Origin of the sequence: Streptomyces sp. NPDC058279, from assembly GCF_042881255.1 — a bacterium.
In the GTDB taxonomy this organism is placed as follows: domain Bacteria; phylum Actinomycetota; class Actinomycetes; order Streptomycetales; family Streptomycetaceae; genus Streptomyces.
The window spans coordinates 1-21,652 of record NZ_JBHVYA010000002.1 but is presented as its reverse complement, the minus strand read 5'-3'; the positions used below and the strand labels follow the sequence as shown (position 1 = coordinate 21,652).

General features: G+C 72.6%; 19 protein-coding genes. 11 read left to right on the top strand and 8 right to left on the bottom strand.

All coding sequences use genetic code 11. The features are described from left to right. Positions 1-227: 227 nt before the first annotated feature. Both gltB and ACFVXJ_RS04840 read left to right on the top strand, forming a co-directional pair. Positions 228-4,769: a glutamate synthase large subunit gene (gene gltB / locus ACFVXJ_RS04845; RefSeq protein WP_389660035.1), complete on the top strand. Its 4,542-nt coding sequence runs from the start codon at positions 228-230 to the stop codon at positions 4,767-4,769. After that, complete coding sequence (locus ACFVXJ_RS04840; protein ID WP_389658712.1) at positions 4,762-6,222, top strand: glutamate synthase subunit beta; 1,461 nt, start codon at positions 4,762-4,764, stop codon at positions 6,220-6,222. The genes gltB and ACFVXJ_RS04840 overlap by 8 nt, the downstream gene beginning before the upstream one ends. A gap of 114 nt (positions 6,223-6,336) precedes the next feature. Here ACFVXJ_RS04840 and ACFVXJ_RS04835 read toward each other — a convergent pair whose 3' ends face one another. Genes ACFVXJ_RS04835 through ACFVXJ_RS04820 form a run of 4 tightly spaced genes read right to left on the bottom strand, consistent with a single transcriptional unit; the run spans position 6,337 to position 9,203 of the window. Further along, positions 6,337-6,849, bottom strand: a complete 513-nt coding sequence (locus ACFVXJ_RS04835) for a hypothetical protein (protein WP_389658709.1) — start codon at positions 6,847-6,849, stop codon at positions 6,337-6,339. A gap of 2 nt (positions 6,850-6,851) precedes the next feature. Then, a complete protein-coding gene (locus tag ACFVXJ_RS04830) occupies positions 6,852-7,349 on the bottom strand; it encodes a hypothetical protein (RefSeq protein ID WP_389658706.1) in 498 nt (165 codons plus the stop codon). A gap of 36 nt (positions 7,350-7,385) precedes the next feature. Beyond that, positions 7,386-8,723 (bottom strand): hypothetical protein, encoded by a 1,338-nt coding sequence (locus tag ACFVXJ_RS04825; RefSeq protein WP_389658703.1) that lies wholly within the window; start codon positions 8,721-8,723, stop codon positions 7,386-7,388. A 9-nt stretch (positions 8,724-8,732) separates the two neighbouring features. Next, positions 8,733-9,203 (bottom strand): hypothetical protein, encoded by a 471-nt coding sequence (locus ACFVXJ_RS04820; RefSeq protein WP_389658700.1) that lies wholly within the window; start codon positions 9,201-9,203, stop codon positions 8,733-8,735. Between the two features lie 394 nt (positions 9,204-9,597). On the opposite strand from ACFVXJ_RS04820, the gene ACFVXJ_RS04815 reads away from it, so the two are divergent. Further along, positions 9,598-10,878, top strand: a complete 1,281-nt coding sequence (locus tag ACFVXJ_RS04815) for a DUF1906 domain-containing protein (RefSeq protein WP_389658697.1) — start codon at positions 9,598-9,600, stop codon at positions 10,876-10,878. A 6-nt stretch (positions 10,879-10,884) separates the two neighbouring features. Here ACFVXJ_RS04815 and ACFVXJ_RS04810 read toward each other — a convergent pair whose 3' ends face one another. After that, entirely contained in the window at positions 10,885-11,385 is a 501-nt protein-coding gene (locus tag ACFVXJ_RS04810) for a pyridoxamine 5'-phosphate oxidase family protein (RefSeq protein ID WP_389658694.1), read from the bottom strand. Positions 11,386-11,439: 54 nt separating this feature from the next. Beyond that, positions 11,440-12,033, bottom strand: a complete 594-nt coding sequence (locus ACFVXJ_RS04805) for a PadR family transcriptional regulator (RefSeq protein ID WP_389658691.1) — start codon at positions 12,031-12,033, stop codon at positions 11,440-11,442. A 137-nt stretch (positions 12,034-12,170) separates the two neighbouring features. Between ACFVXJ_RS04805 and ACFVXJ_RS04800 the strand changes: the two genes are divergently transcribed. The 3 genes from ACFVXJ_RS04800 to ACFVXJ_RS04790 all read left to right on the top strand — a co-directional run bounded on the left by ACFVXJ_RS04800 (position 12,171) and on the right by ACFVXJ_RS04790 (position 14,688). After that, positions 12,171-12,899 carry a glucose 1-dehydrogenase gene (locus ACFVXJ_RS04800; RefSeq protein ID WP_389658688.1) on the top strand — a complete coding sequence of 243 codons (729 nt, stop codon included), beginning with the start codon at positions 12,171-12,173 and terminating at the stop codon, positions 12,897-12,899. Beyond that, a complete protein-coding gene (locus ACFVXJ_RS04795; RefSeq protein ID WP_389658685.1) occupies positions 12,896-13,774 on the top strand; it encodes an alpha/beta hydrolase in 879 nt (292 codons plus the stop codon). The genes ACFVXJ_RS04800 and ACFVXJ_RS04795 overlap by 4 nt, the downstream gene beginning before the upstream one ends. Before the next feature lie 179 nt (positions 13,775-13,953). Then, entirely contained in the window at positions 13,954-14,688 is a 735-nt protein-coding gene (locus tag ACFVXJ_RS04790) for a class I SAM-dependent methyltransferase (protein WP_389658682.1), read from the top strand. Here ACFVXJ_RS04790 and ACFVXJ_RS04785 read toward each other — a convergent pair. After that, positions 14,669-15,673, bottom strand: coding sequence for an acyl-CoA dehydrogenase family protein (locus ACFVXJ_RS04785; protein WP_389658679.1), 1,005 nt, complete (start codon positions 15,671-15,673; stop codon positions 14,669-14,671). The genes ACFVXJ_RS04790 and ACFVXJ_RS04785 overlap by 20 nt on opposite strands. After that, positions 15,673-16,818: an acyl-CoA dehydrogenase family protein gene (locus ACFVXJ_RS04780; protein ID WP_389658676.1), complete on the bottom strand. Its 1,146-nt coding sequence runs from the start codon at positions 16,816-16,818 to the stop codon at positions 15,673-15,675. The genes ACFVXJ_RS04785 and ACFVXJ_RS04780 overlap by 1 nt, the downstream gene beginning before the upstream one ends. A gap of 55 nt (positions 16,819-16,873) precedes the next feature. Here ACFVXJ_RS04780 and ACFVXJ_RS04775 point away from each other — a divergent pair, with 55 nt between their 5' ends. The 5 genes from ACFVXJ_RS04775 to ACFVXJ_RS04755 form a co-directional block, all read left to right on the top strand. Then, positions 16,874-17,677, top strand: coding sequence for an SDR family oxidoreductase (locus ACFVXJ_RS04775; RefSeq protein ID WP_389658673.1), 804 nt, complete (start codon positions 16,874-16,876; stop codon positions 17,675-17,677). A 38-nt stretch (positions 17,678-17,715) separates the two neighbouring features. Continuing rightward, positions 17,716-18,330 (top strand): TetR/AcrR family transcriptional regulator, encoded by a 615-nt coding sequence (locus tag ACFVXJ_RS04770; protein ID WP_389658670.1) that lies wholly within the window; start codon positions 17,716-17,718, stop codon positions 18,328-18,330. A 20-nt stretch (positions 18,331-18,350) separates the two neighbouring features. Continuing rightward, positions 18,351-19,508 carry an acetyl-CoA C-acetyltransferase gene (locus tag ACFVXJ_RS04765; RefSeq protein WP_389658667.1) on the top strand — a complete coding sequence of 386 codons (1,158 nt, stop codon included), beginning with the start codon at positions 18,351-18,353 and terminating at the stop codon, positions 19,506-19,508. Between the two features lie 198 nt (positions 19,509-19,706). Beyond that, the gene (locus tag ACFVXJ_RS04760) at positions 19,707-19,913 is read left to right on the top strand and encodes a cold-shock protein (protein ID WP_030707191.1); all 207 of its coding nucleotides are present in this window, start codon (positions 19,707-19,709) and stop codon (positions 19,911-19,913) included. Positions 19,914-20,014: 101 nt separating this feature from the next. Further along, the coding region (locus ACFVXJ_RS04755) for a DEAD/DEAH box helicase (protein WP_389658665.1) at positions 20,015-21,652 on the top strand (1,638 nt) is incomplete at its 3' end.

Below are 21,652 nucleotides of genomic sequence, written 5' to 3'. Positions count from 1 at the left end.
TCCGGGACCTTACTTATCTGCCTGCGTCACGCCTCGCGTGGTGTCCGCATGCTGGAACGTGATATCCGCTTCGCGGGATCGAAGTCATCATGTAACCTGCACGAAATTTCGCAGAGGGCCAAAGTCGTCCCTCGGCACGCACCTTTGCCACGACGACGACGGGAGAGCCGATGCGTTCCGCATCCACGCACTCCGCGACCGGCCCCAGCACCATCGCCTGGTCGCCCATGGACGGTCGCCCCGCCCCCCAGGGCATGTACGACCCGCGCAACGAGCACGACGCCTGTGGCGTCGGCTTTGTGGCCAACCTCAGCGGCGAGGCCGGCCACGCACTGGTCGAGCAGGCGCTGACCGTACTGCGGAACCTCGAACACCGCGGCGCCACCGGATCCGAGCCGGATTCGGGCGACGGCGCCGGAATCCTCTCCCAGGTCCCCGACGCGTTCCTGCGCGCGGTGGCCGACTTCGATCTCCCCGAGGCCGGCGCCTACGCCGTCGGCATCGCCTTCCTCCCCGCCGACGGCTCCGCACAGGCCGTCGCCGTGGAGCGGATCGAGGCGATGGCGGCCGAGGAGAACCTGACGGTCCTCGGCTGGCGCGAGGTCCCGGTCACCCCGGACCTGCTCGGCAACGGCGCCCGCGCCACCATGCCCGCCTTCCGCCAGATCTTCGTGGCCGACGGCGACAGCACGGGCCTCGCGCTCGACCGCAAGGCCTTCGTGCTGCGCAAGCGCGCCGAGCGGGAGGCCGGGGTCTACTTCCCCTCGCTCTCCGCCCGCACCATCGTCTACAAGGGCATGCTGACCACCGGCCAGCTGGAGCCCTTCTTCCCGGACCTCTCCGACCGCCGCTTCGCGTCGGCGCTGGCCCTGGTCCACTCCCGGTTCTCGACCAACACCTTCCCGTCCTGGCCGCTCGCCCACCCGTACCGCTTCGTCGCGCACAACGGCGAGATCAACACGGTCAAGGGCAACCGGAACTGGATGAAGGCCCGCGAGTCCCAGCTGGCCTCGGACGTCTTCGGCGAGGACGCGCTGGAGCGCATCTTCCCCATCTGTACGCCCGACGCCTCCGACTCGGCCTCCTTCGACGAGGTCCTGGAGCTGCTCCACCTCGGCGGCCGGTCGCTGCCCCACAGCGTGCTGATGATGATCCCGGAGGCGTGGGAGAACCACACCTCCATGGACCCGGCGCTGCGCGCCTTCTACCAGTACCACTCCACGATGATGGAGCCCTGGGACGGCCCGGCCTGCGTCACCTTCACCGACGGCACCCAGGTCGGCGCGGTCCTCGACCGCAACGGTCTGCGCCCCGGCCGCTACTGGGTCACCGACGAGGGCCTGGTCGTCCTGTCCTCCGAGGTCGGCGTGCTCGACATCGACCCGGCGAAGGTGGTCCGCAAGGGCCGCCTCCAGCCCGGCAAGATGTTCCTCGTCGACACCGCCCAGCACCGCATCGTCGAGGACGACGAGATCAAGGCCGAGCTGGCCGCCGCCGCCCCGTACGCGGAGTGGCTGGAGACCGGCGAGATCGAGCTGACGGACCTGCCCGAGCGCGAGCACATCGTGCACACCCACGCCTCGGTCACCCGCCGCCAGCAGACCTTCGGCTACACCGAGGAAGAGCTGCGCGTCATCCTCGCGCCGATGGCCCGCACCGGCGGCGAACCGCTCGGCTCCATGGGCACGGACTCCCCGATCGCGGCCCTGTCCGAGCGCCCCCGGCTGCTCTTCGACTACTTCACGCAGCTGTTCGCGCAGGTCACCAACCCGCCGCTGGACGCCATCCGCGAAGAGCTCGTCACCTCGCTGCTGTCCTCGGTGGGCCCGCAGGGCAACCTGCTGGAGCCGACCGCCGCGTCCTGCCGCAGCGTGACCCTGCCCTTCCCGGTGATCGACAACGACGAGCTGGCCAAGCTCATCCACGTCAACGCCGACGGCGACATGCCGGGCATGAAGGCCGCCACCCTCTCGGGCCTCTACCGGGTCTCCGGCGGCGGCGAGGCGCTGTCCGCCCGGATCGAGGAGATCCGCGCCGAGGCCGACGCCGCCATCGAGAACGGCGCCCGCCTGATCGTCCTCTCGGACCGCCACTCGGACGCCGAGCACGCGCCGATCCCCTCGCTGCTGCTCACCTCCGCCGTGCACCACCACCTCATCGCCACCAAGCAGCGCACCCAGGTGGGCCTGCTGGTCGAGGCCGGTGACGTCCGCGAGGTCCACCACGTCGCGCTGCTGATCGGCTACGGCGCGGCCGCCGTCAACCCGTACCTCGCCATGGAGTCCGTCGAGGACCTGCTGCGCGCCGGTACCTTCCTGTCCGGCCTGGAGCCGGAGCAGGCCATCAAGAACCTGATCTACGCGCTCGGCAAGGGCGTCCTGAAGGTCATGTCCAAGATGGGCATCTCCACCGTCGCCTCCTACCGCGGCGCCCAGGTCTTCGAGGCCGTCGGCCTGAACGAGGAGTTCGTCGGCACGTACTTCAGCGGCACCGCCACCAAGATCGGCGGCGCCGGCCTCGACGTCATCGCCAAGGAGGTGGCCGCGCGCCACGCCAAGGCGTACCCGGCCACCGGCATCGCGGCCACGCACCGCGCGCTGGACATCGGCGGCGAGTACCAGTGGCGTCGCGAGGGCGAGCCGCACCTGTTCGACCCGGAGACGGTCTTCCGCCTCCAGCACGCCACCCGCAACCGGCGCTACGACATCTTCAAGCAGTACACGGAGCGGGTGAACGAGCAGTCCGAGCGGCTGATGACGCTGCGCGGCCTCTTCGGTTTCAAGAGCGACCGCCCGTCCATCCCCGTGGACGAGGTCGAGTCGGTCGCGGACATCGTCAAGCGCTTCTCCACCGGCGCGATGTCGTACGGCTCCATCTCCAAGGAGGCGCACGAGACGCTCGCCGTCGCCATGAACCAGCTGGGCGCCAAGTCCAACACCGGCGAGGGCGGCGAGGACCCGGACCGCCTGTACGACCCGGCGCGCCGCTCCGCAATCAAGCAGGTCGCCTCCGGCCGCTTCGGTGTCACCAGCGAATACCTGGTCAACGCGGACGACATCCAGATCAAGATGGCGCAGGGCGCCAAGCCCGGCGAGGGCGGCCAGCTGCCCGGCCACAAGGTGTACCCGTGGGTCGCCAAGACCCGGCACTCCACCCCGGGCGTCGGTCTGATCTCCCCGCCGCCGCACCACGACATCTACTCCATCGAGGACCTGGCTCAGCTGATCCACGACCTCAAGAACGCCAACCCGGCCGCACGCATCCACGTGAAGCTGGTCTCCGAGGTCGGTGTCGGCACCGTCGCCGCCGGTGTCTCCAAGGCCCACGCGGACGTCGTCCTCATCTCCGGCCACGACGGCGGTACGGGCGCCTCCCCGCTCACCTCGCTCAAGCACGCGGGCGGCCCCTGGGAGCTCGGCCTCGCCGAGACCCAGCAGACCCTGCTGCTCAACGGGCTGCGCGACCGCATCGTGGTCCAGACGGACGGCCAGCTCAAGACCGGCCGCGACGTGATCATCGCCGCGCTGCTCGGCGCCGAGGAGTTCGGTTTCGCGACCGCGCCGCTCGTCGTCTCCGGCTGCGTCATGATGCGCGTCTGCCACCTGGACACCTGCCCGGTCGGCATCGCCACGCAGAACCCGGTCCTGCGCGACCGGTTCTCCGGCAAGCCCGAATTCGTCGTCAACTTCTTCGAGTTCATCGCGGAGGAGGTGCGCGAGCTGCTCGCCGAACTGGGCTTCCGCTCGATCGAGGAGGCCGTCGGCCACGCCGAGCTGCTCGACACCAGCAAGGCCGTCACGCACTGGAAGGCGCAGGGCCTCGACCTGGAGCCGCTCTTCCACGTGCCCGAGCTGCCCGAGGGCGCGGTCCGCCACGCCCTGATCGAGCAGGACCACGGGCTGGAGAAGGCCCTCGACAACGAGCTGATCGAGCTCGCCGCCGAGGCCCTGGGCGCGGAGAGCGCCGAGCAGGCCCAGCCGGTCCGGGCCCAGGTCGCGATCCGGAACATCAACCGGACCGTCGGCACCATGCTCGGCCACGAGGTCACCAAGAAGTTCGGCGGTGCGGGCCTGCCCGACAACACCATCGACCTGACCTTCACCGGTTCCGCGGGCCAGTCCTTCGGCGCCTTCCTGCCGAAGGGCGTCACCCTGCGCCTGGAGGGCGACGCCAACGACTACGTCGGCAAGGGCCTGTCGGGCGGCCGGGTCGTGGTCCGCCCCGACCGCGGCGCCGACCACCTCGCCGAGTTCTCGACGATCGCCGGCAACACCATCGGCTACGGGGCCACCGGCGGCGAGATGTTCCTGCGCGGTCGTATCGGCGAACGCTTCTGCGTCCGCAACTCCGGCGCCCTGGTCGTCTCGGAGGGCGTGGGCGACCACGGCTGCGAGTACATGACCGGCGGCACCGCCGTCGTCCTCGGCGAGACGGGCCGCAACTTCGCGGCCGGCATGTCGGGCGGGGTCGCGTACGTCGTCGACCTCGACCCGCGCAACGTCAACTCCGGCAACACGGAGGCCGTGGAGGCCCTCTCGGACGCCGACAAGCAGTGGCTGCACGATGTGGTGCGCCGCCACGAGGAGGAGACCGGCTCGACCGTGGCCGCGAAGCTCCTGGCCGACTGGTCCGTGTCCGCGGACCGCTTCAGCAAGATCATCCCGACCACGTACAAGGCAGTGCTCGCCGCCAAGGACGCCGCTGAGCGGGCCGGACTCTCGGAGTCCGAGACCACTGAGAAGATGATGGAGGCGGCGACCCATGGCTGACCCGAAGGGCTTCCTCACCACCCCGCGCGAGACCGCCTGTACCCGTCCCGTCGCCGAACGCGTCAAGGACTGGAACGAGGTCTACGTCCCCGGCTCCCTGCTGCCGATCATCAGCAAGCAGGCCGGCCGCTGCATGGACTGCGGCATCCCGTTCTGCCACAACGGCTGCCCGCTCGGGAACCTGATCCCGGAGTGGAACGACTTCGCCTACCGCGAGGACTGGACGGCCGCCTCCGAGCGCCTGCACGCGACGAACAACTTCCCCGAGTTCACGGGCCGGCTCTGCCCCGCGCCCTGTGAGTCGGCGTGCGTGCTCGCCATCAACCAGCCGGCCGTCACCATCAAGAACGTCGAAGTCTCGATCATCGACAAGGCGTGGGACAACGGCGACGTCACCCCGCAGCCCCCGGAGCGCCTCTCCGGCAAGACCGTCGCCGTCATCGGCTCGGGCCCGGCCGGTCTGGCCGCCGCCCAGCAGCTGACGCGGGCCGGTCACACCGTGGCGGTGTACGAGCGCGCCGACCGCATCGGCGGCCTGCTGCGCTATGGCATCCCCGAGTTCAAGATGGAGAAGGTGCACATCAACCGCCGCATCGAGCAGATGCGCGCGGAGGGCACCAAGTTCCGCACGGGCGTGGAGATCGGCCGCGACATCGACGCCGCGAAGCTGCGCAGGCGCTACGACGCGGTCGTCATCGCGGCCGGGGCCACCGTCTCGCGCGACCTGCCGGTGCCCGGGCGCGAGCTCAAGGGAATCCACTTCGCGATGGAGTACCTGCCGCTCGCCAACAAGGTGCAGGAGGGCGACTTCGTGGCGCCGCCCATCACCGCCGAGGGCAAGCACGTGGTCGTCATCGGCGGCGGCGACACGGGCGCGGACTGCGTGGGCACCGCCCACCGCCAGGGCGCGCTGTCGGTCACCCAGCTGGAGATCATGCCGAGGCCGTCCGAGGACCGCCCCGCCGGGCAGCCCTGGCCGACGTTCCCCATGCTCTACAAGGTCACCTCCGCGCACGAGGAGGGCGGCGAGCGGATCTACTCCGTCTCCACCACCCACTTCGAGGGCGACGAGGACGGCAACGTCCAGGCGCTGCACCTGATCGAGGTGGAGTTCGTGGACGGCAAGCTGGTCCAGAAGGAGGGCACCGAGCGCGTCCTCCCGGCGCAGCTGGTCACCCTCGCGATGGGCTTCACCGGCACCGACCAGGCCAACGGCCTGGTGGACCAGTTCGGCCTGGAGCTGGACGCCCGGGGCAACGTGGCGCGGGACGCCTCGTACGCGACCAACGTGGACGGCGTCTTCGTCGCAGGCGACGCGGGCCGCGGCCAGTCGCTGATCGTGTGGGCCATCGCGGAGGGCCGCTCGGCCGCCCGCGGCGTGGACCGCTTCCTGACCGGCGCCAGCACCCTCCCGTACCCGGTCAAGCCGACGGACCGGTCCCTGACCGTGTAGTACCCCTCGCGGGGGAGACCCCTCATACGGTCCGTACAACGGTGTGCGGCACTCGACACAGCGCCCGCCATGTCCCCGACCAGGGATGGTGGGCGCTGTGGCGTGCGCGGGGGTTCAGAGCCGGAGCAGCACTCCGCGCCAGGTCCATCCCGCGCCCAGGACCGCCTTCTGCAAGGGGACCTTCAGCTCCCGCGAGTCGAAGGCGAAGTCCTCGACCATGCGACGCCGGCCGTCGGGGCCCCGCTCGATCGTCCACCGCTTCGACACCGTGGTCACCTGCCCGCGGCCGTACTCGGCCGACGCGGCCAGCCGGGGCGTGTCCCCGACCCAGGTGACCTCCAGCTGCTCGTCGAGCGCCCGCACCTCGTGCTTGTCGGGGTCCAGGCGCATCCGCGTCCTGAGGGTCCGGTCCAGCCTGGTCTCCAGGAAGAAGTCGCGCCAGGCCGGCTCCAGGACCCGCCACTCGGCCACCAGGTCCGCCTTCTCCGCCGGCCGGGCATTGCGTACCACGTACGGCTTGTCCGGGCCGTTGATCGCGAGCAGCGCCTCCCGCACCCGCGCGGCGGACAGCGGGGCGCTGTCGCCGTCCGGGTGCCGGGTACCGGTGAGCCGGTCCCACAGACCCATCGTCAGGCCCCCGTCCCCGTGTCCGGGCGCACCGTGCGCAGGAACCGTTGGAAGTCCGGCAGGACGTCGTCGTGCTGTGCGGCGGTGGCGGTCAGGATCGAGCGGACCAGCGCCCGCTTGTGCGGGTCCGTGACGTCCGTGAGCGCCATGTAGACCTGGGACTGGACGAGGTCGCGGCGCACGCCGGCGACGACGGCCGTCAGGGCCAGCCGCTGGGTCAGGCCCGGCGAGGCCGCGGAGCCGATCTCGTGGCGGGCGGCCACCGTCACGGACTCGGCGGCCCCGCGCACCCGCTCCACCGACGCGTCGGCCAGTTCCTCCAGCGTCGTCCCGTCCGGCAGGAAGTCGCCGTCGACGGTGATGTTGGCCGTGAACCCCTCATCCGGCCGCGGACACAGGGCGATGAAGGCCACCTCCGGCGCGCCGATCTCGTCCGGCGGCGCCGCCCGCCAGCCCTCCGGCAGGCCGCATTCGATCGGCACGGGCAGAGTCGTGGGCATCCGGGGCCTTCTTTCCGTCTGGACGGGAAACGTACATCAGTCGAACCAGCCGCCGACGGTGTGCTTGACCGACCCGGCGGTGTCCCCGATCGCGTCGGCCGCGTCACCGAAGGCGTCGCCGACCTTGCCGGGGTCGACCGTGAACTCGCCGGCCACGGCGCCGCCGAGGCCGAGGGCCAGCCCCGCCTTGCCGCCGATGTGCCACTTGCCGTCGTCGCCCTTGCCGAAGGTCACCTTGGCCTCCGCGCCCGCGCCGTACCAGCCCTCGGCCGTCGCACCGGCGCCGAGCCCCGCGACCTCGCCGCCTCCGGTGACGCCGGCCTTCCCGCCGGCGAAGGCCTTCGCGCCCGCGTTGAGGCCGTCCTTGCCCGCCCCGGCACTGACCGCGGCCTCGCCACCGGCGAATACCTCGGTGCGTTCGTAGCCGCCGACGTACCCGTACTCGGCCTTGCCGCCCACCAGCTCGCGGATCCCCGCGGACACCTCGGCCTTGCCGCTGAAGCCCGAGTTGGTGAACCCGTAGTTCGCGGTGGCCCGGGCGCCCCCGTAGACGTCGTAGACGTCGGAGAACTTGACCCCGCCCTTGGTCGCCTCCCCCGCCTGGCTCAGGTGGAAGAGGTCGGCGTAGACCTTGACCGAGCCTTCCTTGCCGTTCTTGACGCCGCTCACCTTGAAGCCCGCGTCGGGTCCGGTCATCTTGAGGCCGTCGTCGTGCGTCTTGACGTCGGAGTCGGAGGTCTGCGCCGCCTTCGCGGCCTTCACGGCCTTGTCGAGATCGCCCTGGGCGGCCGAGTTGAACCCGGCGAGCGACATGTCGGCGCCCTTGCCGAAGGCGTCCTTGTTGCTGTCCACCACGACGGCCTCAAGGGCCAGCTTGACGTTCTGGTCGAGCTCGGTGACGGCCTTGACCCGGTCGTCGACGTGCTGCTGCCACTTGGTGACGGCGGTGCGTATGGAGGTTTCGCCGTCGGGGTCGTGGTGGTAGGCGCTGCGCTCGGAAGGAGTGAGCTTGCCCCAGTCGAAGGCGACGTGGCCCTGCTCGGAGACCGTCATGCCGGCGGCTATCGCGTCGGCGCGCGCGCTGTCGAGCTTGGTCTTGAGGCTGGTGAACTGCTCGTGGGCGTCCCGCAGCAGGCCGCCGATCGCCTTGGCCTGGATCTGCGCGGCCGAGTACTCGTAGCGGGTTCCCGCGAAGCCCGACTGGGCGGAGCCGGCGCTGACACCGGACCAGCTGTCACCCATGGTGATCTTCTGTACGGTTTCGCCGTAGCGCTTCCCGACCTTGTTCAGCTCGCCCGCCGTCGCCTCCCACTTGCCCGCGGCCGTCGTCAGCAGGCCCAGGTCGGTGGTCATGACCTCGTAGTAGCTCGGCACCCGAACCCCTTACAGGTTGTTCAGCTTCGAGCGCGAAGCGGTGAACTGGTTGTGCGTGGCGATGTCGTTGCCCGTGAAGAGGCCGGAGGCGCCGCGCAGGGCGCCCTTCTCCGCGTCCAGCCGGGCCATCAGGTTCTTCACCTGTTGGTCCCAGGTGTCCGCCACCTTCTTCAGGCCGGCGGCGGTGTCCCATCCGTCGAAACCCTTGTGGGCGGCGTTGTGGGCTTCGTCGGCGTGCTCGGCGGCCGTCTTGGTGTTCGGCTGCAGCTCCGTCTCGATCGTGCCCGCCGCCTCCTTCTTCTGCGCGGGCGTCGAGGCGAAGTCGCCCGGACCCTTGCCCGGCGCGAACGGCCCGTACACGGGCGGCGACGAGGGGCCCGGACCCGACGGTTCCGGCGGCACGTGGTTCAGCCGCATGCCCACTTGGCCGTCCGGGGCGCCCGCGCCCGAACCCAGGTCCTGCTCGAAATCGCCCGCCATGTTTGAGCCTCCCCGTCGGCAATGGCCCGATCATATGCATGGCTCCTGTGAGCGGGCCAAGCCACCCCGAACGTCTTGGATTTGGCCGCTCGCGGCCTCAACTCCCCTTAACGCAGGGCTGTATGGCGCTCACGCGGAGGAACCGGGACGCGGCGGCGGGGCCGTCGGGTGACGGGGCCGAGCCGGGTCGCTCGTGCGGGTGACCGACGCCCGGGGGCCGCGCGGGCGGCGCCACGCGACGCCGTCGACCGGCCGGGCCGTACCGGGGGAGTGCGAAGGGACTCCGCCCTGCGCCGAGCGGCTCGCGCGGGTCGCCCGGCGGGTAGGCCGGACGGCCCAGCGCGCCCGCGCGACGGCGAAGTTCGGCCACACCGCGTCTGGTAACTGTGGGCCCATGCCGTCCCGAATGATGTTGGCCTCCCTGCTCGGTGCCGCCCTGCTCGCGCCCGCCCCGCCCGCCTCCGCCGACGGGCGGACCGTCGAGTACCACGGGCTGCGCCTCACCGTCCCCGCGCACTGGCGCGTCGTCGACCTCGACCGGAACCCCGACGCCTGCCTGCGCCTCGACCTGCCCACCCTGTACCTCGGGCACGCCGGCAGCCAGGGCGAGTGCAGCGGTCGCGCCGTGCGCGACCGCGCCGACACCCTGCACCTCGAACCCCTGGACGGCGCCCCGGAACGCGCCGACATCCCGACCGTCCGGGCCGACGGGGTGCGGGTACCGCCGGCGCCCTCCGGCGACAGCCGTGAGGTCCGCTACGTGCTCGGCGCCTCGGGGGTGATGGCCACCGTGTCCTACGGGGACAACCCCGACGCGGTACGGGAACTCCTGGCCCGGGCCCGTACGATCACCCCCGCCGCCACCGCTGCCCCGCCGGCCGCCCCCGCCACGCCCGCCCTCGCCCGCCGCCCCCTCACCGGCCAACCCGCCTTCTCCGGCACCGGTTTCGACGCCTGCACCGCTCCCACCCAGAGCGCCATGGACACCTGGCGGGCCGATTCCCCGTTCGGCGCGGTCGGCATCTACATCGGCGGTCGCGCCCGGGCCTGCGCCCAGCCGCGGCTGACCGCCGGCTGGGTGCGCCACCAGTCCGCGGCGGGCTGGCACCTGATGCCGATCTGGGTCGGCCCGCAGCCCTGGGACAGCTCCAGCACCGGCCTGTCCACCGACCCCTCCGACGCCAACGACGAGGGTGTCGAAGCCGCCGAGGGCGCGGTCGAGGCGGCCCGCTCGCTGGGCCTGGGCGCGGGCACGGTGCTCTACAACGACCTGGAGCACTACACGGACCGCGACACCTGGGACGCCCCCGTCGTCGCCTACCTCACCGCCTGGACGGCGCGGCTGCACGCGCTCGGCTACCGCTCGGCGGCCTACGCGCACGCCGCGTCCGGCGTCCCCGCGCTGAGCGCCCACTACCACCAGGCGCCGCAGGACATGCCGGACGTGCTGTGGGTGGCCCGCTGGAACCTCTCCGCCACGGTCACGGACGCCGACATGGGACTGCCCGCGGGAGGCACCCAGTGGCCCGGCCGCCGCCGCGCCCACCAGTTCCGCGGCGGCCACGACGCCACGTACGGGGACGTCACGATCAACATCGACCGCAGCCGGCTCGACATCGACCCGGCCGCCTTCCCCCCGCTGCGCCGAGGCCGGGACCTGATCCCGTTCACCTGAGGGGCGTCACCCCTCGCGCGGCGGCTCGTCGTCGTTGCCGCGGCGCCTGGTGCGCACCGGGTGGCCCGGGACCCAGGTGCGGATCACGAGGTCGGCGCCCTCGACCGTGACCCGGACGACCTCCGTCAGGTCGGCGTGGAACAGGTCGAAGGGGTGCGGGGTCTGCGTCTCCTCCGCGTACCGGTGCAGCTCCGGCGGGTCCACGAGTTCCAGCGCGCGCCCCGAGACCCGTACGTCCCCGCCGGGCATGGACTCTTCCTCGTCCGGCCCGGAGTGCAGGGCGAACCGCGGATCGCGGCGGAGGTCCTCGGCCTTCATCGATCCGGGCATCATCCCGAGCCACAGCTCACCGCCGCGGATGTCGACCCGCAGTCCGCTCAGGCGCGGGGCGCCGTCCCGGCGCAGGGTGCCCAGGACATGGTGGGGCCGCTGTGCGAAGCGGGCCCGGACGGCCCGCGCGAAATCGGGTTCCGCCGCCTCGAACGCTGCCCAGTTGTTCGTCGTCATACGTCCATCCAAGCGCGGCCCCCGGCGGGCGTCGCTCAGGCGCACCGCCGTGCCTCAGGTACCGCCCGCCGTGCCGCGCTCCGCGACCAGCGCCTCGATGTCGTCCAGCATCGCGGCGGCGAGGTCGCGTTCGCAGGCGTAGTACCGCTCGGCCCACTTGAGGGTCAGCGTGGGGTACGCCCATGCCTCCTCGCTCCCGGCCGCGGCCGCGTCCGCCTCCGCGCGACGGCGCATCCCCTCCGCGAACTCCCGGTGTCGGCCGAGCACTTCGCGCATCCGTTCCGGCTCCAGCAGGTGGCCCAGCCACAGCCGCAGCATCGGTCCGTGCTTGAGGACCGGCGGATCGACCGGCGCCTCGCGCGCCCATTCCCGTACGGCCTCCATACCGGCGTCGGTGATCCGGTACACCCGCTTGTCGCGGGCGCCGTCCTCCTGGCCGACCCGGCGTGAGGAGGCGTAGCCGGCCTCTTCCAGGCGCCTGAGTTCGCTGTAGACCTGGCTGAAGGAAGGGCTCCAGTAGAAGAAGCGCAACGAGCGGTCCGCCCACTTCTTCACGTCGTAGCCGGAGAGCTCCTCGCCGAAGGAGAGCAGTCCGAGCACCGCCCAACCGGTGGCGGGCAGCGCGCGCTTGTTCGTCTCGTCTGGCACGCAGCGCAGTCTATGGCCGGTGCCCGCCAAGGCCCTTCCGCCCTCCGGACATGCCTGCTAGAAGTATGCCTATTAGAAAGCTTCACCCGTCACCCGTCACCCGTCACACGAACGCCACGCGTTCGGCAGGAGGCTCCGTGATCACGCTGGACGGGAAGGTCGTCGTCATCACCGGCGCCGCACGCGGCCAAGGCGCCGCCGAGGCCCGGATGTGCGCCGAAGCCGGCGCCCGGGTCGTCGTCACCGACCTGCGCGAGGACGAGGGCCGGGCGGTCGCGGCCGAACTCGGCGACCAAGGGCGCTACGTGCGGCACGACGTGCGCGACCCCGACGGCTGGTCGGCGGTCGTCCGCGAGGCGGTCGCGGCCTACGGTACCGTCTCGGCGCTCGTCAACAACGCGGCGCTGTGGCGCACCGCGCACGTCGAGCACCAGCGCCTCGCCGACTTCGAGGAACTGCTGCGGGTCAACCTGCTCGGCCCGTTCCTCGGCATCCAGGCCGTGGCCCCGCTGCTGCGCGCCGCGGGAGGCGGTTCCATCGTCAACGTCTCCTCCACGGCGGGCCTGGTCGGGATACCCGGCCACGCGGCCTACGGCTCCACCAAGTTCGCCCTGCGCGGCCTGACCCGGTCGGCGGCGCTCGACCTGGCCGGCGACGGCATCCGGGTCAACTCCGTGCACCCGGGAGCCGTGGACACCCCGATGGTCGCGGAGGCGGTCGCCGGGCGCGACTGGTCACACGTGCCACTGGGGCGGATGGGGCGGCCGGAAGAGGTCGCGGAGCTCGTGCGCTTCCTCTGCTCGGACGCCTCGTCGTACGTGACCGGCACCGAGTTCGCGGTGGACGGCGGGATGACGGTCGGATGAGCGACGACGATCCCCTGTCCCCGGCCGCGCGGGCGCTGTGCGACGCGCTGACGGCCGGCTTTCCCGGCCCGGGCGACGTGGCGGCCCTGCGGGCGACGGCCGTCGGCGGCCGTTCCGCCGGCCCGCCGGTGGCCCGCGTCCACGACACGGACGCCGCGGGTGTCCCCGTACGGGTCTACGACCCGGCGCCGGGCTCGACCGGACGGCCGCTGGTCGTCTACTTCCACGGAGGCGGCTGGGTGATGTGCGGCCCGGACACCCACGACCCCGTCTGCCGGGCGCTGGCGGCGGGCTCCGGCGCGGTGGTGGTCTCCGCCGACTACCGGCTCGCCCCCGAACACCCCTGGCCGGCGGCGCCGGACGACGCGCTGACGGTGCTGCTGTGGGCCCGCGCGCAGGCCGGCCCGCTGGGCTGCGACCCGGACGGGGTGACGGTCGCGGGGGACTCCAGCGGCGGCAACCTGGCGGCGGTCACCGCGCTGCGGGCACCCGGACTGGTCGCCGGACAGCTACTGGTCTACCCGCCGTTGGACGCCACGATGCGGTCCCCGTCCGTCGACCGCTTCGCGCGGGGCTACTTCCACACCGCCGCGCACATGGCCTGGTACTGGGACCAGTACGGCGGCGACCCGTCCCACCCGCACGTCTCGCCGCTGTCGGCCGTCGACGTGTCCGGGCTGCCGCGCACGCTGATGATCCTCGCGGATTGCGACGTCCTGCGCGACGAGGGCCTGGCGTACGCGCGCCGGTTGGCGGCGGCCGGCGTCGACTGCACGGTGCAGCTGTACCCGGGCGTCTTCCACGGCTTCCTGGGCCTGCCGCTACCGGCGGGCTCCTCGGCCCTGGCGGCGGCCGCGGCGTGGCTCGCGCAGTAGGGGGGCGGGGCGGCCGGATTCGAAATGTCCCCGACCACGACCCTGTGGCCCCCCACCGGCCACGGCCGAGCCGGACCTGGGCCGTGCCGCCGACCGGCCGCGGCGGAACCGGACGAGGTCAACCGGTACGTCGTCGGACGCGTCGAGGTGGTGCGGGAGTTCCGCGGGACAATGGAGCGATGACGACCCCCCGCACCCGGGCCCGCTCCTTCGACGCCGTCGCCTCCCGGTATGCCGCGTACCGGCCCGGCTACCCCGACGCGCTGTTCGACGCCCTGGAGGAATCAGTCGGACGCCCGCTGGAGGGGGCGCGGGTGGCCGACGTCGGAGCGGGGACCGGGATCGCCTCCGGGCCGCTGAGCGCGCGCGGCGCCGACGTCGTCGCCGTCGAGCCCGGTGACGGCATGGCCGCCGAGTTCCGCCGCGCGCACCCCCGTATCCCGCTCGTCCGGGGCGACGGCAACCGGCTGCCCCTGGTCACCGGCGGGTTCGACATCCTCACCTACGCCCAGGCGTGGCACTGGACCGACCCGGCGCTCGCCGTCCCCGAGGCCCGCCGCGTGCTGCGCCCCGGCGGCGCGCTCGCGTTGTGGTGGAACGACACGGACCCCACCGTCCCCTGGGTCGCCGAGCAGGACGCGCGGATCGCCGCCCTCTTCGGGGCCGACGGCTCCGCCACCTTCCGCGCGCTGCCCCCCGGGCCGGCCTTCACCACCCGCCGGATCCGCTGGTCGCGCCGCATCCCCCTGGACTCCCACCTCGCCAACCACGCCACCCACTCGGCGTTCCTGATGCTCGGCGAGAGCGGCACCCGAGCCTTCATGGACGCCGAACGGGCCCGTCTGGCAGCCGTGTTCCCCGACGGCGTCGTCGAGGAGCGGTACGTGGTCGGGCTCAGCGTGGCCCTCCTCTGAGCGGCGCCCGCGCCTCCAGCACCACCGCACGGCACCGCGACGGCGTGCCCCACGCGTCCCGCAGCGGGCGCGCCTTGCGCAGCCACACCGAGAGGTCCAGCTCCTGCGTGTAGCCGATCGCGCCGTGGAGTCGCAGCGCGGTCATCGCCGCCGCGTACGCCGCCTCGCCCGCCGTGAGCTTCGCCGCCGCGACCTCGCCCGGGTCCAGGGACAACGCCCCCGCCCACAGCAGCGGCCGGGCGAACTCCAGGGCCAGCAGCGTGTCTGCCAGCCGGTGCTTGACCGCCTGGAAGGCGCCGATCGGCGTCCCGAACTGCGTGCGCTGCTTCACGTACTCCACCGTGCGCGACAGCAGCGCCTCGCCCACGCCCAGGCACTGGGCCGCCGTCAGCAGGCGCGCCCATTGCGCCGCGGCCCGCGCCGCCTCCACCACCTGGGGCCCGGCGGCCAACGGCTCGCCCCCCGAAAGGGCGGCCCGGAACAGCCGGCGCGCCGGGTCGCTGGACGGCAGCGCCTGCGCCGGCGCCGGGGTCAACGACAACCCACCCGCCTCGGACACATGGAACCGGTACGCCGCCGCGTCCGCGTCCACGGCGTACGGACCCCCGCCCGGCAAGGTCAGCGTGGCGAGCGCCTCACCCGCCAGCAGGCCCGGCAGGAAACGTTTCGCCAGGGCCTCGTCGCCCAGCCGGGACAGCAGCACCGCCACCGCCGCCGTCTCCACCGCCGGCCCCGGCATCCCCGACCGGCCCCACTCCACGAAACCGAGCGCCGCCTCCACCGCCAGCGGCCCCAGCCCGTCGTACGCCTCGTCGGCGGCGAGCGCGAACAACCCCGTGCCGGCGGCCCGGGCCCACACCGCCCGCCCGGGCCCGTGCTCGCCCGCGCCCCAGGCCCGGGCGGCGGCCGGCACCGGCGCCGCGCCGAACAGCGCGCGCAGCGAACGCGCGAAGTCGCGTTGCTCGTCGGTCGGCAGGAAACGCATCAGCGGCGGCCCTTCGGGAGGCCGAGCAGCCGCTCGGCGATGATGTCGCGCTGGATCTCGTTCGTACCCGCGTAGATCGGCCCGGCCAGGGAGAAGAGCCACGGCTCGGCCCACGGACCGTCCGCCCGCTCCGCGTCGGCGCCCAGCAGGTCCAGCGCCGTCTCGTGCAAGGCGATGTCGTACTCGGACCAGAACACCTTGTTCAGGCTGGAGCCGGCGCCGGACGTCTCGCCCGCCGCGTACCGGGCGGCGCCCGCCCAGGTGAACAGCTCGTACGCGCGCGCCCCGACCACCGCGTCCGCCACCCGGTCCCGCATCGCCGTGTCCGCGGGATCGCCGGCCGTCTCCCACAGCGACACCAGCCGGTCCGCCGCCGCCAGGAAGCGGCCGGGCGAGCGCAGGGTCAGCCCGCGTTCGTCGCCGGTCGTCGACATCGCGATCCGCCAGCCCTGACCCGGCTCGCCGATCACGTCCTCGTCCGGGACGAAGACCCGGTCCAGGAAGAGCTCGGCGAAGGCCGGCTTGCCGTCGAGCCGGCCGATGGGCCGCACCGTCACCCCGGGCGCCCGCAGGTCGAACATCAGGTAGGTCAGACCCTGGTGCGGTTTCGCCGCGTCCGGGTCGGAGCGGAAGATCCCGAACGCCCGGTCCGCGAACGCCGCCCGCGAGGACCACGTCTTCTGCCCGGACAGCAGCCAGCCGCCCTCCGTGCGCAGTGCCCGCGAGCCGAGCGAGGCCAGGTCGGAGCCCGCCTCCGGCTCCGACCACGCCTGCGCCCAGATCACCTCGCCGCCCGCCATGGGCGGCAGCACCCGGGCCCGCTGCTCCGCCGTGCCGTGGGCGAGGAGGGTGGGGGCGAGCAGACTGATGCCGTTCTGCGAGACGCGCCCCGGGGCGCCCGCGGCCCAGTACTCCTCCTCGAAGACCAGCCAGTGCTCCAGGTCCACGCCGCGCCCGCCGTACTCCTCGGGCCAGGACACCACCGACCAGCCGCCCGCGTGCAGCAGCGCCTCCCACGCGCGGTGTGCGGCGAAGCCCTCCTCCGTCTCCAGGGACGGCAGCGGTGAGGCGGGTACGTGGGCGGCGAGCCAGTCCCGGGCCTCGGCCCGGAAGGCCCGTGCCCCGGGCGTGTGCGTCAGCTCCATCAGGCGTCCGCCTCCTCGCTTCCCTAACAAGTGTTAGGTAGGTTAACGTACGGTCATGAGCAGCGTCGAGGAGTTCGCCCACCCGCCCCGGTACACCGCCGGGCACGGACTGCTGGAAGGCCGCGCCGCCGTCATCACCGCCGCAGCGGGCGCCGGCATCGGCGGGGCCACCGCCCGCCGCTTCCTGGAGGAAGGCGCCCGCGTCGTGATCGGCGATGCCCACGCCCGCCGGCTGAAGGAGACCGAGACCGCGCTCGCCGCCGAATTCGGGGCGGACCGGGTGACCTCCCTGCCCTGCGACGTCACCGACGAGGACCAGGTGCGCGCCCTGTTCGTACACGCCGAACACGCCCACGGCGGCCTCGACATCGTCGTCAACAACGCGGGCCTCGGCGGCACCGCCGACCTCGTCGACATGACCGACGAGCAGTGGGGGCGCGTCCTCGACGTCACGCTGAACGGCACCTTCCGCTGCACCCGCGCCGCCCTGCGCTCCCTCAAGGCGGCCCGCACCGGCGGCGTCGTCGTCAACAACGCCTCCGTCATCGGCTGGCGCGCCCAGCGCGGCCAGGCGCACTACGCCGCCGCCAAGGCCGGTGTCATGGCCCTCACCCGCTGCGCGGCGCTGGAGGCCGCGGAGTTCGGGGTGCGCGTCAACGCCGTCGCCCCCAGCCTGGCCATGCACCCGCACCTGGCGAAGGTCACCAGTGAGGAACTCCTCGCCGAACTCACCGCCCGCGAGGCGTTCGGCCGCCACGCCGAACCCTGGGAGGTCGCCAACGTCATCGTGTTCCTCGCCAGCGGCTACTCCTCCTACATGACGGGCGAGACCGTCTCCGTCAGCAGCCAGCACCCCTGACCGGCCCCGACCGGCAACCGACGACCGACAATGGGCGCGTGCCAACGAACAAGAAGAAAACCCAGGTGACCGCCTCACCCGAGCGGCGCCGCGAGCTCCTCGACACCGCCGCGGAGGTCTTCGCCGCACAGGGCTACAACGCCACCACCGTCCGCAAGATCGCCGACGCCGCCGGCATGCTCGCCGGCAGCCTCTACTACCACTTCGATTCCAAGGAATCGATGCTCGACGAGATCCTCTCGGCCTTCCTGAACGAACTGTGGGACGGGTACGACACCGTCCTCGCCGCCGGTCTCGGCCCCCGCGAGACCATCGAGGCCCTCGTCACCGAGTCCTTCCGCGAGATCGACCGGCACCGCGCCGCCGTCGCGATCTACCAGAAGGAGTCCCGGCACCTCTCCGCGCAGCCCCGCTTCCACTACCTGTCCGACTCCCAGCGCAAGTTCGAGCAGGCGTGGCTGGGGACGCTGGAGCGCGGGGTGGCCGACGGGGTCTTCCGGGCCGACCTGGACATCCGCCTGACCTACCGCTTCGTGCGCGACACGGTATGGGTCGCGGCCTCCTGGTACCGGCCCGGCGGACAGCACAGCCCCGAGGAGATCGCCCGCCAGTACCTGTCGATGGTGCTGGACGGGATCGCCCTGCGAACCTGACCCGACCCGGAGGAGTCCCGATGCCCGAGGCATACATAGTCGAAGCGGTACGCACCCCCGTGGGGCGGCGCGGAGGAGGACTCTCGGCCGTCCACCCCGCCGACCTCGGCGCGCACGTGCTTCGGGCGCTGATGGAACGGTCCGGCGTGGACCCGGCGGCGGTGGAGGACGTCGTCTTCGGCTGCCTCGACACCGTCGGCCCCCAGGCCGGCGACATCGCCCGGACGGCGTGGCTCGCGGCCGGCCTGCCCGAGGAGGTGCCCGGCGTCACCGTCGACCGACAGTGCGGCTCCTCCCAGCAGGCGGTGCACTTCGCGGCGCAGGCCGTGCTGTCCGGCACCCAGGACCTGGTCGTCGCCGGCGGCACCCAGAACATGTCGATGATCCCCATCGCCTTCGCCTCCCGGCAGGCGGCGGAGCCGCTCGGCCTCACCGAAGGCCCCTTCGCCGGCTCGGCGGGCTGGCGGGCCCGGTACGGGGACGCCCCGGTCAACCAGTTCCACGGCGCCGAGCTGATCGCCGTCAAGTGGGGCGTCTCGCGCCGCGACATGGAGGAGTTCGCCCTGCGCTCCCACCGGCGGGCCGTGCGGGCCGCCGACGAGGGCCGCTTCGACCGGGAGACCGTCGCGTACGGGGAAGTGAGCGCCGACGAGGGCCCGCGCCGGGACACCACCTTGGAGAAGATGGCGGCCCTGAAACCCGTCGTCGAGGGCGGCACCATCACCGCGGCCGTCTCCTCCCAGGTCTCCGACGGCGCCGCCGCGCTGCTCCTCGCCTCCGAGCGGGCGGTCGCCCGACACGGCCTGCGCCCCCGGGCCCGTATCCACCACCTGTCGGTACGCGGTGAAGACCCCATCCGCATGCTGTCGGCGCCCATCCCCGCGACCGCGTACGCGCTGAAGAAGACCGGCCTCCCACTGGACGACATCGACCTGGTGGAGATCAACGAGGCGTTCGCCCCCGTCGTCCTCGCCTGGCTCAAGGAGACGGGCGCCGACCCCGACCGGGTGAACGTCAACGGAGGCGCCATCGCGCTGGGCCACCCGCTGGGCGCCACCGGCGCGAAGCTCATGACCACCCTCCTGCACGAGCTGGAGCGCACGGGCGGCCGCTACGGCCTCCAGACCATGTGCGAGGGCGGCGGCCAGGCCAACGTGACGATCATCGAGCGGCTCTAACGGTGCAGGTCGGCGGCGGGGACGGAGATCACACCGCGCTCTTGACCGACCCCGGCAGCCGTGTGCTAGCTTTGGACGCGTTGCAGTTGTGGTACCCATGAAACTTATGTGCGCCTGACGGGAATGCTCCGACAGGCGCTTTTGTTTTTTACCGGGATCTCCGGATGGGGCCCTTGCCGCCTATTCAGGAGATTCAAAATGGCACTTGGCACCGTGAAGTGGTTCAACTCGGAAAAGGGCTTCGGCTTCATCGAGCAGGACGGTGGCGGCCCGGACGTCTTCGCCCACTACTCGAACATCGCCACCCAGGGCTTCCGTGAGCTTCAGGAGGGCCAGCGCGTGTCCTTCGACGTCACCCAGGGCCAGAAGGGCCCCCAGGCGGAGAACATCCTCCCCGCCAACTAAGTATTTCAGCATGCCGGGGTCCGCACCGCGAGGTGCGGGCCCCGGCTTGTCTGCTGTTTCGACCTTTGTTTTACCTGCCGGTTTCAGGAGGGCTTTCTCGCATGACCAGCTCCAGCTCCGCACGACCCAGCCGCCGTCCCGCCCGGGGCCGAGGAGCGGCCCAGGGACGTCCGAAGGCTGGCGCGGGACGGCAGAAGTCCGCCCCCGCCGCCAGGCCCCAAGAATTCACCATGCCCGAACCGCTGACGCCGGCCCTCCCGCCCGTCGCCGCGTTCGAGGACATGGACATGCCCGAGGCGCTGCTGAAGACCCTCGCCGCCCAGGGCGTCACCGAGCCCTTCCCGATCCAGGCCGCGACGCTGCCGAACTCCCTCGCCGGACGTGACCTCCTCGGCCGCGGCCGCACCGGCTCCGGCAAGACGCTCGCCTTCGGCCTGGCGCTGCTCGCCCGCACCGCCGGCCGCCGCGCGCAGCCGAAGTCGCCGCTCGCGCTGGTCCTCGTACCGACCCGCGAACTGGCGCAGCAGGTCACCGACGCGCTGGCCCCGTACGCCACCGCCGTCAACCTGCGCATCGCCACCGTCGTCGGCGGCATGTCGATCAACCGGCAGTCCGGCGCCCTGCGGCGCGGCTCCGAGGTGCTCGTCGCCACGCCGGGCCGGCTCAAGGACCTGATCGACCGCGGCGACGCGATCCTCGACGACGTCGCGATCACCGTCCTCGACGAGGCCGACCAGATGACCGACATGGGCTTCATGCCGCAGGTCACCGCGCTGCTCAAGCAGGTCCGCCCCGACGGCCAGACGATGCTGTTCTCCGCGACGCTGGACAAGAACATCGACAAACTCGTCAAGATGTTCCTGACCGACCCGGTCGGCCACTCCGTCGACCCGTCGGCCGGCGCCGTCACCACGATGGAACACCACGTCCTGTACGTCATGGACGAGACCGACAAGAAGGCCGTGGCCACGCGCATAGCCGCTCGCGACGGCCGGGTGATCATGTTCGTCGACACCAAGCGCGGCGTCGACCGCATGGTCAAGAAGCTCCTGGCGGACGGCGTCCGCGCCTCCGGTCTGCACGGCGGCCGCTCGCAGCCGCAGCGCAACCGCACCCTGGACTGGTTCAAGACGGGCGAGGTCACCGCGCTCGTCGCCACCAACGTGGCCGCGCGCGGCATCCACATCGACGACCTGGACCTCGTCGTCAACGTGGACCCGCCCACCGACCACAAGGACTACCTGCACCGCGGCGGCCGGACCGCCCGCGCCGGCGAGTCCGGCAGCGTCGTCACCCTGGTCCTGCCCGACCAGAAGCGCGACATGACCCGGCTGATGTCGGACGCCGGCATCTCCCCGCGCACCGCGCAGATCAAGTCCTCCGACGAGGAACTGTCCCGCCTGACCGGCGCCAAGACGCCGTCCGGCATCCCGGTGGTGCTGGAGGTGCCGCAGCCCCCGCAGCCCAAGGCGCGTTCCGGCTCGGGCCGCCGTTCGGGCGGACCGCGTACGGGCTCCGCCGCGGGCGCCGCCCCGGCCGCCGGTGCCGGCCGTGGTCGCCGTACCGGCGGCGGCAGCGCCGGCCAGGCCCCCGCGGCCGGGTCGGGCCAGGCCCGCCGCGGCCAGGCGACCGGTCAGGGCGCCGGCTCCGGCGAGCGCGGCCGGCGTACCGGCGGCTCCTCCTCCGGCGGCGCGGCGGCGGCTTCGGCCCGCAGCCGCGTCGGCGGACCGGGCCAGGCC

What these genes read in the sequence shown, in the direction of transcription:
- ACFVXJ_RS04790 (WP_389658682.1), top strand. Translation starts at nt 13,954, where the DNA reads ATGACGACCCCCCGCACCCGGGCCCGCTCCTTCGACGCCGTCGCCTCC.
- ACFVXJ_RS04780 (WP_389658676.1), bottom strand. Translation starts at nt 16,818, where the DNA reads ATGGAGCTGACGCACACGCCCGGGGCACGGGCCTTCCGGGCCGAGGCC.
- ACFVXJ_RS04830 (WP_389658706.1), bottom strand. Translation starts at nt 7,349, where the DNA reads ATGCCCACGACTCTGCCCGTGCCGATCGAATGCGGCCTGCCGGAGGGC.
- ACFVXJ_RS04815 (WP_389658697.1), top strand. Translation starts at nt 9,598, where the DNA reads ATGCCGTCCCGAATGATGTTGGCCTCCCTGCTCGGTGCCGCCCTGCTC.
- ACFVXJ_RS04775 (WP_389658673.1), top strand. Translation starts at nt 16,874, where the DNA reads ATGAGCAGCGTCGAGGAGTTCGCCCACCCGCCCCGGTACACCGCCGGG.
- ACFVXJ_RS04840 (WP_389658712.1), top strand. Translation starts at nt 4,762, where the DNA reads ATGGCTGACCCGAAGGGCTTCCTCACCACCCCGCGCGAGACCGCCTGT.
- ACFVXJ_RS04765 (WP_389658667.1), top strand. Translation starts at nt 18,351, where the DNA reads ATGCCCGAGGCATACATAGTCGAAGCGGTACGCACCCCCGTGGGGCGG.
- ACFVXJ_RS04760 (WP_030707191.1), top strand. Translation starts at nt 19,707, where the DNA reads ATGGCACTTGGCACCGTGAAGTGGTTCAACTCGGAAAAGGGCTTCGGC.
- ACFVXJ_RS04785 (WP_389658679.1), bottom strand. Translation starts at nt 15,673, where the DNA reads ATGCGTTTCCTGCCGACCGACGAGCAACGCGACTTCGCGCGTTCGCTG.
- ACFVXJ_RS04795 (WP_389658685.1), top strand. Translation starts at nt 12,896, where the DNA reads ATGAGCGACGACGATCCCCTGTCCCCGGCCGCGCGGGCGCTGTGCGAC.
- gltB (WP_389660035.1), top strand. Translation starts at nt 228, where the DNA reads ATGGACGGTCGCCCCGCCCCCCAGGGCATGTACGACCCGCGCAACGAG.
- ACFVXJ_RS04835 (WP_389658709.1), bottom strand. Translation starts at nt 6,849, where the DNA reads ATGGGTCTGTGGGACCGGCTCACCGGTACCCGGCACCCGGACGGCGAC.
- ACFVXJ_RS04810 (WP_389658694.1), bottom strand. Translation starts at nt 11,385, where the DNA reads ATGACGACGAACAACTGGGCAGCGTTCGAGGCGGCGGAACCCGATTTC.
- ACFVXJ_RS04820 (WP_389658700.1), bottom strand. Translation starts at nt 9,203, where the DNA reads ATGGCGGGCGATTTCGAGCAGGACCTGGGTTCGGGCGCGGGCGCCCCG.